This window comes from Vibrio sp. 1CM8B, assembly GCF_023161685.1.
Taxonomy (GTDB): domain Bacteria; phylum Pseudomonadota; class Gammaproteobacteria; order Enterobacterales; family Vibrionaceae; genus Vibrio; species Vibrio coralliirubri.
Window position 1 is genome coordinate 46112 of sequence record NZ_JALNTU010000002.1, and the last position, 13953, is coordinate 60064.

General features: G+C 45.4%; 10 protein-coding genes and 2 tRNA genes. 7 read left to right on the forward strand and 5 right to left on the reverse strand.

All coding sequences use genetic code 11. The features are described 5' to 3' along the window. Positions 1 to 18 precede the first annotated feature (18 nt). A complete protein-coding gene (gene yejK, locus MSG36_RS03965; RefSeq protein ID WP_017061190.1) occupies positions 19 to 1023 on the reverse strand; it encodes a nucleoid-associated protein YejK in 1005 nt (334 codons plus the stop codon). A gap of 84 nt (positions 1024 to 1107) precedes the next feature. Here yejK and MSG36_RS03970 point away from each other — a divergent pair, with 84 nt between their 5' ends. The 4 genes from MSG36_RS03970 (at position 1108) to MSG36_RS03985 (ending at position 3939) form a co-directional block, all read left to right on the forward strand. Then, complete coding sequence (locus tag MSG36_RS03970) at positions 1108 to 1335, forward strand: YejL family protein (RefSeq protein WP_017068253.1); 228 nt, start codon at positions 1108 to 1110, stop codon at positions 1333 to 1335. A gap of 28 nt (positions 1336 to 1363) precedes the next feature. Next, positions 1364 to 3172, forward strand: a complete 1809-nt coding sequence (locus tag MSG36_RS03975; RefSeq protein ID WP_248366442.1) for a DUF3413 domain-containing protein — start codon at positions 1364 to 1366, stop codon at positions 3170 to 3172. 138 nt (positions 3173 to 3310) lie between these two features. Next, a tRNA-Ser gene (locus MSG36_RS03980) sits at positions 3311 to 3401 on the forward strand. Positions 3402 to 3848: 447 nt separating this feature from the next. Further along, a tRNA-Ser gene (locus MSG36_RS03985) sits at positions 3849 to 3939 on the forward strand. 65 nt (positions 3940 to 4004) lie between these two features. Here MSG36_RS03985 and MSG36_RS03990 read toward each other — a convergent pair. Further along, a complete protein-coding gene (locus tag MSG36_RS03990; RefSeq protein ID WP_248366445.1) occupies positions 4005 to 4925 on the reverse strand; it encodes a histone deacetylase in 921 nt (306 codons plus the stop codon). 274 nt (positions 4926 to 5199) lie between these two features. Between MSG36_RS03990 and MSG36_RS03995 the strand changes: the two genes are divergently transcribed. Both MSG36_RS03995 and MSG36_RS04000 read left to right on the forward strand, forming a co-directional pair. Beyond that, positions 5200 to 5886, forward strand: coding sequence for an SDR family oxidoreductase (locus tag MSG36_RS03995; protein WP_248366448.1), 687 nt, complete (start codon positions 5200 to 5202; stop codon positions 5884 to 5886). 7 nt (positions 5887 to 5893) lie between these two features. Then, entirely contained in the window at positions 5894 to 6895 is a 1002-nt protein-coding gene (locus MSG36_RS04000) for a DUF3080 domain-containing protein (protein ID WP_248366451.1), read from the forward strand. Between the two features lie 18 nt (positions 6896 to 6913). Here MSG36_RS04000 and MSG36_RS04005 read toward each other — a convergent pair whose 3' ends face one another. The 3 genes from MSG36_RS04005 to MSG36_RS04015 all read right to left on the reverse strand — a co-directional run bounded on the left by MSG36_RS04005 (position 6914) and on the right by MSG36_RS04015 (position 11807). After that, complete coding sequence (locus tag MSG36_RS04005; RefSeq protein ID WP_248366454.1) at positions 6914 to 8926, reverse strand: DNA topoisomerase III; 2013 nt, start codon at positions 8924 to 8926, stop codon at positions 6914 to 6916. A gap of 115 nt (positions 8927 to 9041) precedes the next feature. Further along, on the reverse strand, positions 9042 to 9590 hold the full coding sequence (locus MSG36_RS04010; protein ID WP_017070328.1) for an NAD(P)H nitroreductase: 549 nt from the start codon (positions 9588 to 9590) through the stop codon (positions 9042 to 9044). Between the two features lie 207 nt (positions 9591 to 9797). Then, positions 9798 to 11807, reverse strand: coding sequence for an NADPH-dependent 2,4-dienoyl-CoA reductase (locus MSG36_RS04015; RefSeq protein ID WP_248366457.1), 2010 nt, complete (start codon positions 11805 to 11807; stop codon positions 9798 to 9800). Positions 11808 to 12086: 279 nt separating this feature from the next. On the opposite strand from MSG36_RS04015, the gene sppA reads away from it, so the two are divergent. Next, positions 12087 to 13937, forward strand: a complete 1851-nt coding sequence (sppA, locus tag MSG36_RS04020; RefSeq protein ID WP_248366459.1) for a signal peptide peptidase SppA — start codon at positions 12087 to 12089, stop codon at positions 13935 to 13937. Positions 13938 to 13953: the final 16 nt, after the last annotated feature.

Here is a 13953-nt window from a genome sequence, read left to right on the forward strand (position 1 = left end):
TTATCCGTTAACTTCGGACTATGACTTATTGCGAGTCAGTTGGTCACGTAAGTTCGGTGGTGTGCCTTTAATCGTTAGCGTGTCTGTCTCCGGATCGTAAAAGATACGTTCGCCTAGAAGCAGACTATCAAAACTAACATTCAAACCGCCACCAGCACCAACAAATTTTGTTAGTTTACGCATAGTTGCGCGATCGGCTGGGAAGCTGTCTTCTAACTCGTAGCCTTGCTCACTAGTATAGTCAAAGAAGCTTGTGCCATCTGTACTTGCTGGCAGCTCACCAGAAAGTTCCCGAACTTGCACTTCATCGCCCGCTTTAAGCTGCTCGTTACAGTAATCCGCAACCTGCTTTTTGTAACTGATCGCTTCTTCTTTCTCTAATTTAGAGTCAGAAACGAAGTCTTCTACCGCTTGCATCAGTACTTGGTTTTGCTGTTTCGCATCCAAACCGACTTCCGCTTGTAAGAAATCTAAGAAGAAATCTGCGACTTTACGGCCAACACGTCCTTTAATATAAGTTAAGTAACGGTTTGACTCTTTATCAGTCTCATAAGTTGAAAGGTCTAGGCGAGCCGCGATATCCATTTTTGAGATATCAAGGTAGTCCGTCGCACTAATATCAAGCCCTTCAGTTACCTTTAAGCTTTGGTTTGAAGGCAATAAACCAATGAAAAGGTAATCTGTTGCAAGTGACTGATATTCAGCCATTACCAAGATACCTTCGTCAGCGAAAGGGTACTTTGATAGTTCGTCTTTTAGACGTTGCGCACTCTTTTGAGAAAAATCGTAAAAGTTTGTCTCACCAGCACGAAGTTGATGCAACCACTGCTGGAATTCGCTGTCAGATTTGAAAGAACCAAACCCTTTGCCTGCTTTTGAATTAAAAACACGGTGAAGTTCAGCAACTAGGCTTTCAGATGAAGCATCGTTTTCTAGAGATTCAGCACGATAGTTAACAATCAGCTCATCCTGATCGTTCTTGCTCAGCTGGTGTAAAATTACGTTGGAAAGGTGAAGGCTCATAGTGAAAATATTACCGTTCAGGTTTCAGTTGTCGTGCATAGTAGGTTATCATAAGCCGCTTTTACTATCATTATTAGAGTCCTTATGCCGATTATATCTAAATACACAGATGATCAAGTTGAAAAAATCCTAGCTGAAGTAGGTGCTGTACTATCTAAGCACAAAGCTTCGCCAGAACTTTCACTGATGATCGCTGGAAATATCGCAACCAATGTCTTAAATCAGAATGTTGCTGCTTCACAACGCAAAGGAATTGCTGAAAAATTTGCCGAGGCTTTAATTTCTTCTCTTGAAGATAAAAAGTCTCACTAAATTTGATTGACGGATAAAAGAATTATAAATGGTAGACAGCGCAAACTCATATAGCGATCGTGTATCTCGACTGGTTGGTTGGGGTCACTGGTTTGCATTTTTCAACATCATTGCTGCGATGTTGATTGGTACTCGTTATATTACTCAATCTGCTTGGCCAGAAACCTTGTTAGGTCAATTCTATTTGGCTGCATCGTGGGTTGGTCATTTTGGCTTTTTAGTGTTCGCGCTCTATCTATTAGTGCTGTTCCCGCTCACTTTTGTTCTTCCGTCGAGGAAGTTATTACGTTTGGTTGCCGTTATCTTCGCGACCATAGGTTTAACTGTCCTGTTGATTGATACCCAAACGTATCAAAATATAAACCTCCACCTGACGCCTGTCGTGTGGGAGGTTTTATTCAGTGGAGAGGAATCTGCATTCACGTCTGATTTGCAGCACCTCTTCATTGTTATGCCATTTATCTTCTTACTACAGCTTGGTCTGTCTGAGTGGGTTTGGCGTAAGCAGCGTAAACTGTCTCATAAACACATTGGCCGTCCGATTACTGCCGTCTTCTTCCTGTGTTTCATCAGCAGCCACTTGACCTACATGTGGGCTGATGCGTACTTCTATAACCCAATTACTAGCCAGAAAGCGAACTTCCCACTGTCTTACCCAATGACAGCGAAAAGCTTTATGGAAAAACATGGCCTATTAGACCGTGAAGAGTACCTTGAGCGTTTAGAAGCGAACAAAGAGAACGTAAACCTAGTTAGCTACCCGCTAGAAAAAATTCAATACAACCGCCGCAGTGATGATCTTAATATCCTGATGGTGAGTGTGAACAACCTTCGCTCTGACGCACTTAATGCGACAGCGATGCCAAACAGCTATGCCTACGCACAACAGTCGATCAACTTCACCAACCACTACAGTTCAAGTAACGATATGTTTGGTATTTTTGGCTTGTTCTACGGCCTACCGAGTAGCTACGCAAGCAGCATTGAAGCTCAAGGGTCAAGAGCAGTATTACTCGATGTTTTAGAGAATCACGATTACAAGTTTGCTGCTTTCAGTGGCGACAACTTTAGTGATGCACTGTACTCGGATATCATCTTCCGAGGCCGTGATGTGATGCCAGAGCAAGCAACTTATGATGACCAGAGTGCCATAAAAGCTTGGTCTGACTGGATTCAATCACCGCAAGCTAAGCGCCCTTGGTTTAACTTTATTGAACTGACTACACTGGATAACTTCGCCGGCTACGATTCAAGTTCAGAGTCGGACTCAACGTTAACAACAGCAGAACGTTTTGCTGCAGATTATCAAAAGTCAGCAACAGCGGCCGATGCTCAGTTAGCAACTATCTACGCTGAACTGGAACGCTTAGAGCTCGCCGACAACACAGTAGTTATCATTACCTCTAACCACGGTACTGAGTTTAACGAAACCAAAACCAACAGCTGGGGTGCAAACTCCAACTACAGTCGTTATCAGTTACAAGTACCACTGTTTATCAGCTGGCCAGGTAAGTCTGCTTCTGAATACACCCACCGTTCTAGTCATCTAGACGTATCAGTAACACTGATGCAAGAGCTATTGGGCGTATCTTCGAATCCAACGGACTTCAGTAGTGGTCGCAGCCTGTTTAATGAACGTAACAGAAAATGGATCCTCGCGGGCGACTCTCGTGAACTTGCTCTTGTTACTGACCAACAAACAACGGTATTAGATAAATTTGGCAACTACAAATTGTACGACCAGAATTACAAACGCTTGAAAAACGTAAGCCCTCGCTTACCTGTGTTGATGCAAGGCCTAACCGAGCTACAGCGTTTCTACACAAAAAATGACTAAATAATCAGCACACAGAAAAGGGAAGCCAAGCGCTTCCCTTTTTTATTGCCGTGAGTGATTAGAAAACAAGCAACAAAACAAAATTATGAAAATTAAGGGTTTACAAGATCCTCTGCCCCTTATATTATTCACGCCACTGGAGGGATGGCTGAGTGGTCGAAAGCACCGGTCTTGAAAACCGGCAACCGTTAATAGCGGTTCTAGGGTTCAAATCCCTATCCCTCCACCACATTAAAGAAAGCCGCTGAGAAATCAGCGGCTTTTTTGCATCTGAAGCTTTTTAAAATATAAAGCTCATCTAACAAAACTCTCTGCAGTCCCAGTTTCAAACTCATTCACTTTATACCTAGTTTTAAATTCCAAACTCAGAGTTCTAAGCTACAAGTTCCTAGTTAAAAGTCCCTAGCTGAAAGTTCTTATGCCTAAGCCACTCCCCTCATAACTTTGCCTGCAAGCCAATTAGATACTTTCTTTTTTTAATGGTACAGAAACACTTCGCGTATAACGAAAGTTAGGAATACTTGGCTTATTGAGTATTAGATTTTGTCGGTTTCTTAATAAACCGAACAATAAATAATCATTTAGAACAAAAACACCAAAAAGCGTTCATAAAAAAAGCAGTCAGTTGATAAGGGTATTTACAAGCGAAAGCCACCCTTATATTATACGAGCCATTGGAGGGATGGCTGAGTGGTCGAAAGCACCGGTCTTGAAAACCGGCAACCGTTAATAGCGGTTCTAGGGTTCAAATCCCTATCCCTCCACCACATTAAAGAAAGCCGCTGAGAAATCAGCGGCTTTTTTGTATCTGGAGAAAACCTAGTTCAACAGGTCAACTATTCACGGCTAGTGCCGCTTTCAATAACTGCATGTGAATAGGAACCAGATCTTGATGCTGTGTTCGATAGCCACCACCAACAACACACGCCATCGGAATGGAGTCTGATTTCGCTAAGCTAATCATCAAGCAGTCGCGCTCAAATATCCCTTGTGTCGAGACATTCAAATAACCCAGTTCATCGTCTTGATGGATATCGATCCCCGCATCATAAATAATCAGATCAGGTTGATGGTGAGCAATCGCTAACTTAGTGACTTGTTCGAAACACCTTAGAAACTCTTCATCTTCCGTTTCACGACTTAACGGCACATCTAAATCAGACAACGGTTTTCGTGCAGGGAAGTTTTTATCGCAGTGGAACGACAGAGTAATGATGTCGTCGTTCTCTTGGCAAAGAGTTGCTGTGCCATCACCATGATGAACGTCGCTATCAACGATCAGCACTTTATCGATATGTTCAAAGGTCAGAGCGTGTTTTGCCGCTAAAACCAAATCATTCAACAAACAAAAGCCACTGCCAAAATCATGATGCGCATGATGATAACCACCACTCAAATGAATCGCTAAACCACTCTCTATTGCCATTTCAGCGGCCAAGCAGGTTCCACCACTTGAGTAGAGTGTTCTCTCAATAAGTTGCTCGCTCCACGGGAAACCGATGCGTCTCATTTTAGCCGCAGGCAAATTACCAGACACGAGCAAATCGACATATTCGCTATCGTGAACCTGTTTTACCTGTTCAACCGAAACCGGCGTTGGTTGGCACACTTCAAACTTGCTTTTCCATCGAGGTTCACGATCCATCAGCGCCTCAACAGCACTATGCAACAACTGATATTTGTTGATTGGGTAGCGATGACCTTCTGGTAAAGGTAACTGTGAATAGATTGGGTGGTAAATTAAAGGAATCATAATCAGGTTAATTGCGTATCTTTCTCAAAATCATAACAGTCTCAGACTTGGCGACAACCTGAATTAATGATAATGATAATGATAATGATTATCGTTACTATTAATTAACGGAAAGAGACTACAATGAAAAGCGTAATACTCATCTTTGGGGTGATCTGCGGCTCAGCGGCAGCAGTAATGATTTTTGTAGGAATGCTAATGGCCAGTTGGTGGAGCGTTGATTTTCTCGTGTTAAGCCATCAAACTTAACTAATTGAACTGAAAAGGAATCACCATGAGCGTTATTTTTATTACTGGAGCGAACCGCGGCATTGGCTTAAGCCTGACTCGACAATACTTGGAAGGTAACCACAAGGTGTACGCGACTTATCGTGATACCCATTCAGCAAAAGAACTGCTCTCACTGGCAGACCACAACACCAACCTTACCTGCATTCAATTAGAGATAACCGATTACCAAGCAGTAAGCCAACTCCCTTCGCAAATAGAGTCGATTGATATCTTGATCAACAACGCTGGCTACTATGGTCCAAAAGGCTACGGACTGGGTAATACCGATGTTGAAGAGTGGCGTCGTGTATTCGAAGTCAACACCATCGCTCCGCTCAAGCTTGTCGAAACGCTATTGCCTTTATTAGAAGGCAGCGATATCAAAAAGGTCGCTTGTTTATCCTCTAGAGTCGGCAGCATGACCGAGAACACCTCAGGCGGCGGTTACATCTATCGCTCCTCTAAAGCCGCTCTAAACTCCGTGGTGAAGAGCTTAAGCAACGACTTAACCGATGATGGCTTTACGGTGTTAGCACTGCATCCAGGTTGGGTACAGACTGAAATGGGAGGGCCAAACGCTCTGATCGACACCGACACCTCAGCTTCTGGCCTTATTAAAGTCATCGAGTCAGCGAATATCGAAGTAAGTGGTCACTTCTTCAATTTCGATGGCAGCGAAATAGACTGGTAATCCACAGATGAATGCAGGGCATCTCTCAAACCTAGTTGAGCACTCAACGCTGTTTTGTCTGACAGTGATGCTAGCTGGCTGTTTCAGTGATGGTCCCGGCGACTTGTTCGACGACTATCAAACCAAGATAGCTAGAGTACAAGATGCTGACGAGATAAAAGAGGAATGGGAATTTGAAAGCCTACCGAGAAAACGAGAACTGCTTCTTGACGTGCCCTCACTCTCTATCGGCCTCATCGACAGCTACCAGCTTCGTCAATGTGGACTGTTCAATCTGATAGCAGAAAGAAATTCGGTTCTGGGAAAGGTCGCGGATGAGTTTCGTAATTACGATTATCAAGCCGCGCTACTTGAAGGTGTGGGTAAATGTTTATCCAGTAATGAATTAGACCCAGAGATCGTAGAATTGCTAAGAGAAATTGAGCAACAGAAACTCGCACAGTTTCCGCTGCATCAATGGAATCTCATCTATGCTAGCGATGCGATGCAGTCACAAATGCGGGGTAGTCAGTGGTTACGCGCTGATATCGGCGATCAGGTACGACAAACCAGTGATGCCTTAGAACATATCAATCAAGCGTTAAACATTCCGCTCGTTTCCGGCAAAACCATTGAGGTTCAAGAGGTATTAGAGAAGAGTTCAACGCTCGGAGATTTATACTATTCGCTGGCTCTTGCTTCGGCAGAGCTAGATACCATTACTAAGCAACTCACTACTTTTGATGGCAACATAATCTGCGGCAAGCAGCGAGACACCACTAAGTTTCGTTATCTCAACAATGTATTCGAGCAGCAATACATAGGCAAGGTTCAGCCTTATATGGCGCAGCTGGATGGCTATTATCAGCAGTTAGCCCCGCAACTAGGGATGTTTGACGCGCAACCTGAACTGCACAGTTATTACTTTCCCATTCAAGATGCACATCAAGCTTTTCGAGCATCAACTCGTCGCCATGTCGACTATTGGCAGCAGCTGTTTAAACGTTGTGGCCGTAAAGTCGGACGTTAATCCTAACCTCAAAAAGTCTTAGCTTTTGGTGCTCTTTTTAGCGGAAGTACCTTTCTTAGCGTACGAACCATTCTTAGCATACGAACCGTTCTTGGCATAAGACTTCTTCGCACCACCGCCTTTACGGCGTTTGAAGGCAGGTCTCTCGACTTTAGGAAGATGGCGCAGAGACTCAGGAACTTCGCCGGTTTTTACCTTGCCCATCAAACCATCAATCTTGCTTTCTAGCGCTTGCATGAAAGGTTGATACGCTTGATTTCGTTCTGCCATGCCTTGCAGCTGATGCTCCCAGTGTGCCGTCATGTCTGGAAAGGTAGAATCCTCTGGTAAGGCATGAATCAAACCTCTGCCCGCAGGGCTACTGTGAATGCTCTTACCTTGGCGCGTTAGCAGCTGCCTTTTGAATAGAGTATCGAGAATACCCGCACGGGTTGCTTCTGTGCCAAGGCCATCGGTCTCTTTCAAAATGGCTTTAAGGCCTTTGTTCGCAACAAAACGCGCGATACCTGTCATCGCTTGAAGTAACGTCGCTTCCGTGAAGTGCTTTGGTGGCTCAGTTTTCTTATCACCAATCACGCCTTCACGGCACGTCAACACCGTACCTTTCTCCAACGGGGGAACCGTATCCGTGCCATCCCCTTTTTCTTCGGTATCCGTTTTACCCATCAACACCTTCCAACCCGGGTTGATAAGCTGACGCCCTTTTGCAATGAACACGCCACCAGCGATATCAAAGACCAGCTTAGCATCGGCAAAAACCGCAGGTGGGTAGAACTGCATTAGATACTGGCGAGCGATTTGCTGATAGATCTTCATCTCATTAGCAGATAAGCCATTCACTGATGACTTCTTCGGAGTAGGAATAATCGCGTGGTGAGCATCGACCTTACTGTCGTTCCATGCTTTGGATTTAAGAGAAAGGTCCGCACCTTGAGCGCCACTTTGCAGCTCTTTGGCATTGTTAGCGATAGCATCAACGATCGATTCTCGCTGCGAGTAGTGCTCTTTAGGTAGATAGCGGCTATCAGAACGTGGGTAAGTGATGAGCTTGTGTTTCTCGTACAAAGACTGACAAGTGTCTAACACCTGCTGAGCACTCATACCAAAACGCTTAGACGCATCAATCTGCAAAGCTGACAGCGAGTAAGGCAGTGGCGCAGCTTGTTTACTTTGCTTTTGCTCTGATTCCGTCACCGTCGCGGGTTGATTCGCAATTCGGTTAGCCACATTCTCAACCAGCTTTCGATTGAGCACGCGCCCTTCTTCATCTTGCCATGGTTTACATGCTTCGCTTGGCTTCCAACGCGCGCGAATATCAAAGCTCTGGCCGTTATTTTGATAAGGGATCAAAGCGTGCAAAGTGAAGTAGTCTTTCGGAATAAAGTTTTCGATCTCTTCATCGCGCCTTACGACCAAACCGAGTACTGGCGTTTGCACACGCCCAACCGACAATACGCCTTGGTAACCGGCTTTTTGACCGAGTAAGGTATAAGCACGAGTCATGTTCATGCCATACAGCCAATCGGCTCTAGAGCGCGCTAAAGCGGAAATAGAAAGTGGGATAAAGTCGCGGTTACTGCGCATTTGAGAGAGCGCACGCTTCACAGCAGGTAAGTTCAAGTCGCTGATCAGCAGCCTGTCCATCGACTCTTTTTTGGCCTTAGATACCTTGCAGTAATCGATCACTTCATCAACCAGTAACTGACCTTCTCTATCCGGGTCTCCCGCATGGACTATTTGGGTCGCGTCCTTCAATAGCTTTCGGATCACCGTGAGCTGTTTGCTTGAAGTCTTGCGCGGTCTTAGCTGCCATTGCTTTGGCACAATAGGAAGATCGGCTAAGTTCCACTTCTTATAACGGTCGTCATAAGCGTCTGGCTCAACCTGCTCCAATAAGTGTCCAATACACCAAGTCACCACATCGCCATTACCACATTTGATAAACCCTTGGTCTTTCTTTTGTGGATTAGGCAGTGCAGCGGCGATCGCGCGGCCGAGGCTTGGTTTTTCAGCAATAATAAGGCGAGACATGTTTTTCCAGATGCTACAAACAATTAGGGCCACATTATCTAATGTGGCCCTAATAAATCAAGAAAAACTGGTTGTTTATACAGTTAGCATTCCACTATTCAAGCTTCAGCTTTCTTTATAAGAACTCAACGAACTTAGAGAAGTCACGCTCTGGCACTTTCATTGGTGTGCAGCCCGGAGTGCCTAGGTATAGGAAGCCAACAATTTCATCGTCGCCTTCTAGGCCAAATGCTTGGTGTACTTCTGGGTGGAACATCCACTTACCTGAGCGCCAAAAACCTTGGAAACCTTGTGCGACTGCGGCCATTTGCATCGCCTGTGCAGCACAACCTGCAGAGAGGTGTTGTTCGATAGCAGGCACTTTCTCGTGCTCGGTGACTTTGGCAATCACGGTGATCACCATTGGAGCTCGAAACGGCGCTTTCTTTACTTTCTCGATAACCGCTTCTTCGCTTTCATCCGCTTCAGCGGCACGCACCAAGATGTCTGAAAGCTTCTGTAGACCGGAACCTTGCGCGATAACAAAGCGCCAAGGTGTTAGTGCACCGTGGTCTGGAGCACGCAGCCCTGCTTTGATGATGTTTTCTAACGCCACACCTTCAGGTGCCGGATCAGAGAGTTTTGCGATTGAGCGTCTGTTGAGCAATAGATCCAAAGCATCCATTTGAAGTCCTTACTATTTCTTTATTATTTGTATACTTGAACTTTAGCACAGAATACAAACGATAATAAATCTCAACGGCTGTCCATTTAGGCTAGATTAGAAACAATAAAGGCTCCCAAATCTATGACTTAGGAGCCTTGTTCAAAATCTAACTCAGCGAATTAAGTAACAATATCCACCGATAAAATTACAGCTTGATAGCTGATTCTATAACTTAATCGCTAGCTCAACACCTTGACGGATAGCGCGTACCGCATCCAGCTCACCCGCGTAATCAGCACCGCCTATCACATGCAGTTTGCCACCAAACTCTTGCCACATGTCTTCGAATGGACGAACTGACACCTGGCCTGCACATACGATGACCGAATCAGCATCGAGCACCTGATCTTTCTTACCAACGCTGATATGCAGACCTTTATCATCAATCTTGTTGTAGCTCACGCCACCTAAAAGGTTTACACCGCGTTTTTCTAGGGTGCGCTTATGAATCCAACCAGTAGTCTTGCCAGGACCTTTACCAACACGACCCGCTTTACGCTGCATCACCCAAACGGTTTTATCGCTGAACGAATCAGGGTAAGGGTAAAGCCCACCTGGGTGTTCCATATTCTTATCGATGCCCCACTCATGCAGCCAGTCATCTAAACTGTGAGAAGTAGGCTCGGTTAGCATGGTTGCTACATCGACACCAATACCACCAGCACCAACAATCGCGACCTTTTCGCCTACTGGTGTCTTTTCGCGAATCAAGGTTTGGTAATCGACCACGTTTTCTTGGTCGATGCCCTCAATATCGAGCTTTCTTGGTTCAACACCCGCAGCCATCACCACTTCATCGTACTTCAACAACATCTCAAACGTTGCTTCAGTATCCAGTTTCAGGTTCACGCCTGATGCGTCGATTTGGTTAGCAAAGTAACGAATCGTTTCTCTGAATTCTTCTTTACCCGGGATCTGCATTGCCAACCTAAACTGGCCGCCGATACGGTCATTTTTCTCAATCAAGTCAACCTTGTGTCCACGTTGCGCTAAAGTCGTCGCACAAGCTAAACCTGCAGGGCCTGCGCCGACTACGGCAATGCTCTTAGTCGCCTGTGCTGGCTGAACAACAATTTCAGTCTCGTAACAAGCGCGTGGGTTAACCAAACAGCTCGCTCGCTTACCCTTAAACACGTTATCAAGACAGGCTTGGTTACAGCCGATACAGGTATTGATGAACTGAGCTTGGTCTTGAGCCGCTTTATTAACAAAGTCTGGGTCTGCCAAGAAAGGACGCGCCATTGATACCATGTCGGCCTGTCCTGAACTGAGGATACGTTCGGCCTCTTCTGGCGTGTTAATTCGGTTACATGTCACCACTGGGATCGACACATGTGGTTTCACTTTTTCCGTCACCCAAGAGAATGCGCCTCGTGGTACTTGCGTCGCGATAGTCGGAACACGAGCTTCATGCCAACCAATGCCGGTATTGATGATCGTCACGCCCGCTTCTTCCAGCTTCTGAGCCAGAAGAACAACATCTTCAAACGTGCTGCCTTGTTCAACCAAATCCAGCATCGACAGTCGGAAAATAATAATGAAATCTTTACCCACCGCTTCGCGAATCGATTTAACGATCTCTAGCGGGAAACGCATACGCTTCTCGTAAGAGCCACCCCATTCGTCGTAACGCATGTTGGTACGCTTACAGATGAATTGGTTAATCAAGTAACCTTCAGACCCCATGATCTCAATGCCGTCATAGCCAGCGACTTGAGCTAGCTCTGCACTGTTGGCAAAGGCACCAATGGTCTTTTTAATTTGGCGAGGGCTCATCTCACTCGGTGCGAACTTAGCGATTGGCGCTTTAATACCCGAAGCACTTTGCGCGAATGGGTGCATTGCATAGCGGCCAGCATGCAGCAACTGAAGGGCAATCTTACCACCATGCTTGTGCACGGCTTCGGTAACAACTTGGTGCGCTTTTGCGTGCTTCACTTTACTGAATTCAGCACTAAATGGGGTCAATCTGCCACGTAAATTAGGAGAGAAACCACCGGTAACAATAAGGCCAACGCCTCCTTTTGCTCGCTCTTCATAAAACGCGGCGAGTTTGTGGAGACCTTCTTTATTTTCTTCTAAACCTGTATGCATTGATCCCATCAATACACGGTTACGTAACTGGGTAAATCCAAGATCGAGTGGTTCAAGTAAATGTGGGTACATGGCAGACATCACTTCTATTATTTTATCCTTGTGGTCTGACCACAGTATAGTTCAATTACCAAAAGTTCAAACAACCGTTTACATTTTTGTAACACCGATCATAATGCTGAAGGTATTAATCGTTCAGAAACCCTTAATTTGACTACACTTAATGAGAATATATATCGATTAACAATTCTTGGTGTAGTTTGAGCTTGGGAATTATCGTAGGATACTAAGCAGTTCATATTATTGAGATTAATGGTACTACGGCTTGTTAAAGCGACGTGATCTCACTGCGGAGACAGAATGAAAAAAATATTCAAATTTATAGGTATGATCTTTAAAGGGATTTGGAAGCTCATTACGTTTGTACGTCTTGCGCTGGTTAACCTAGTCTTTTTACTCAGTATCGCCATCATCTACTTTGTGTACTTCCATTCAGATACGGCTCAACCGACTGTTCCACAGGATTCGGCTTTAGTGCTTAACCTGTCTGGCCCTATTGTGGAACAAAGTCGCTATATCAATCCGATGGATTCGGTCACCGGTTCGCTGCTTGGCAAAGACCTTCCAAAAGAGAACATCCTGTTTGATATCGTCGAAACGATTCGCTACGCAAAAGACGATGACAAGGTTACAGGTATCGTTTTAGCACTCAAAGAGTTGCCAGAAACTAACCTGACCAAGCTACGCTACATTGCTAAAGCATTGAATGAGTTCAAAGCTACAGGCAAACCGATTTATGCGGTGGGTGACTTTTACAACCAAAGCCAATACTACCTAGCCAGCTACGCAACTAAGGTCTTCCTATCACCAGATGGTGGAGTTCTTCTTAAAGGTTATAGCGCTTACTCGCTTTACTACAAAACGTTGTTAGAGAAACTAGACGTAAACACGCACGTGTTCCGTGTGGGTACTTACAAGTCAGCTATCGAGCCTTTCATTCGTGACGACATGTCAGACGCAGCGAAAGAGTCCGCTTCTCGTTGGTTAAGCCAGCTATGGGGTGCGTACGTTGATGACGTCAGCAACAACCGCCAGATCGATGCTAAAACACTGAACCCAAGCATGGACACCTTCTTGAAAGAGCTGGAGTCTGTGGACGGTGACATTGCAAAACTGGCCGAGAAACTTGGCTTAGTGGATGAGTTAGCGACACGCCAACAAGTTCGGCAAGAGCTTGCCGATGTTTTCGGCAGTGACGGCCAAGACAGCTACAACGCGTTTGGTTACTACGAATACCGTGCAACCATGCTTCCAGACATGACCAGTGAATCACACGACGTTGCCGTGATTGTAGCGAGCGGCGCAATTATGGATGGCAAGCAACCACGTGGCACCGTTGGCGGAGATACCACAGCAGCCCTACTGCGCCAAGCACGTAACGACGACAAAGTAAAAGCCGTTGTACTTCGTGTCGATAGCCCAGGTGGCAGTGCCTTTGCTTCTGAAGTTATTCGCAATGAAATAGAAGCGATCAAGCAAGCGGGTAAGCCGGTTGTTGTGTCGATGTCTAGCCTTGCGGCTTCGGGTGGTTACTGGATTTCGATGGGTGCGGATAAGATCCTAGCTCAACCAACCACACTAACGGGTTCAATTGGTATCTTCAGTGTTATCACCACCTTCGAAAAAGGGTTGAACGATATTGGTGTTTACACTGATGGCGTTGGCACCTCACCTTTCTCAGGTCTTGGTATTACAACTGGACTTAGCGATGGCGCGAAAGACGCGTTCCAAATGGGCATTGAAAACGGATACCGCCGATTCATCAGCCTAGTTGGAGAAAATCGCGGTCTGGAAGTCGATGCTGTCGACAAGATTGCTCAAGGTCGAGTTTGGACAGGTCAAGATGCGATTCAGAAAGGCTTAGTCGATGAGATTGGTGATTTCGATGATGCGGTTGCAGCAGCAGCTTCACTTGCAGAGCTTGAAAGTTACAACATCTACTGGGTAGAAGAGCCACTTTCGGCTACTGAACAATTTATTCAAGAATTTATGAACCAAGTTCAGATGTCGATAGGCCTAGATATTCAATCGATGATACCAAGCAGTTTACAGCCGGTTACTCAGCAGTTAGCTCAAGATAGCCAGCTGTTAGGCAACTTTAACGACCCACAAGGCCGATACGCTTTCTGCTTAAATTGCCAAGTTCAATAAGTTGAGCCAATAACTC

What these genes read in the sequence shown, in the direction of transcription:
- yejK (WP_017061190.1), bottom strand. Translation starts at nt 1,023, where the DNA reads ATGAGCCTTCACCTTTCCAACGTAATTTTACACCAGCTGAGCAAGAAC.
- MSG36_RS03970 (WP_017068253.1), top strand. Translation starts at nt 1,108, where the DNA reads ATGCCGATTATATCTAAATACACAGATGATCAAGTTGAAAAAATCCTA.
- MSG36_RS03975 (WP_248366442.1), top strand. Translation starts at nt 1,364, where the DNA reads ATGGTAGACAGCGCAAACTCATATAGCGATCGTGTATCTCGACTGGTT.
- MSG36_RS03990 (WP_248366445.1), bottom strand. Translation starts at nt 4,925, where the DNA reads ATGATTCCTTTAATTTACCACCCAATCTATTCACAGTTACCTTTACCA.
- MSG36_RS03995 (WP_248366448.1), top strand. Translation starts at nt 5,200, where the DNA reads ATGAGCGTTATTTTTATTACTGGAGCGAACCGCGGCATTGGCTTAAGC.
- MSG36_RS04000 (WP_248366451.1), top strand. Translation starts at nt 5,894, where the DNA reads ATGAATGCAGGGCATCTCTCAAACCTAGTTGAGCACTCAACGCTGTTT.
- MSG36_RS04005 (WP_248366454.1), bottom strand. Translation starts at nt 8,926, where the DNA reads ATGTCTCGCCTTATTATTGCTGAAAAACCAAGCCTCGGCCGCGCGATC.
- MSG36_RS04010 (WP_017070328.1), bottom strand. Translation starts at nt 9,590, where the DNA reads ATGGATGCTTTGGATCTATTGCTCAACAGACGCTCAATCGCAAAACTC.
- MSG36_RS04015 (WP_248366457.1), bottom strand. Translation starts at nt 11,807, where the DNA reads ATGTCTGCCATGTACCCACATTTACTTGAACCACTCGATCTTGGATTT.
- sppA (WP_248366459.1), top strand. Translation starts at nt 12,087, where the DNA reads ATGAAAAAAATATTCAAATTTATAGGTATGATCTTTAAAGGGATTTGG.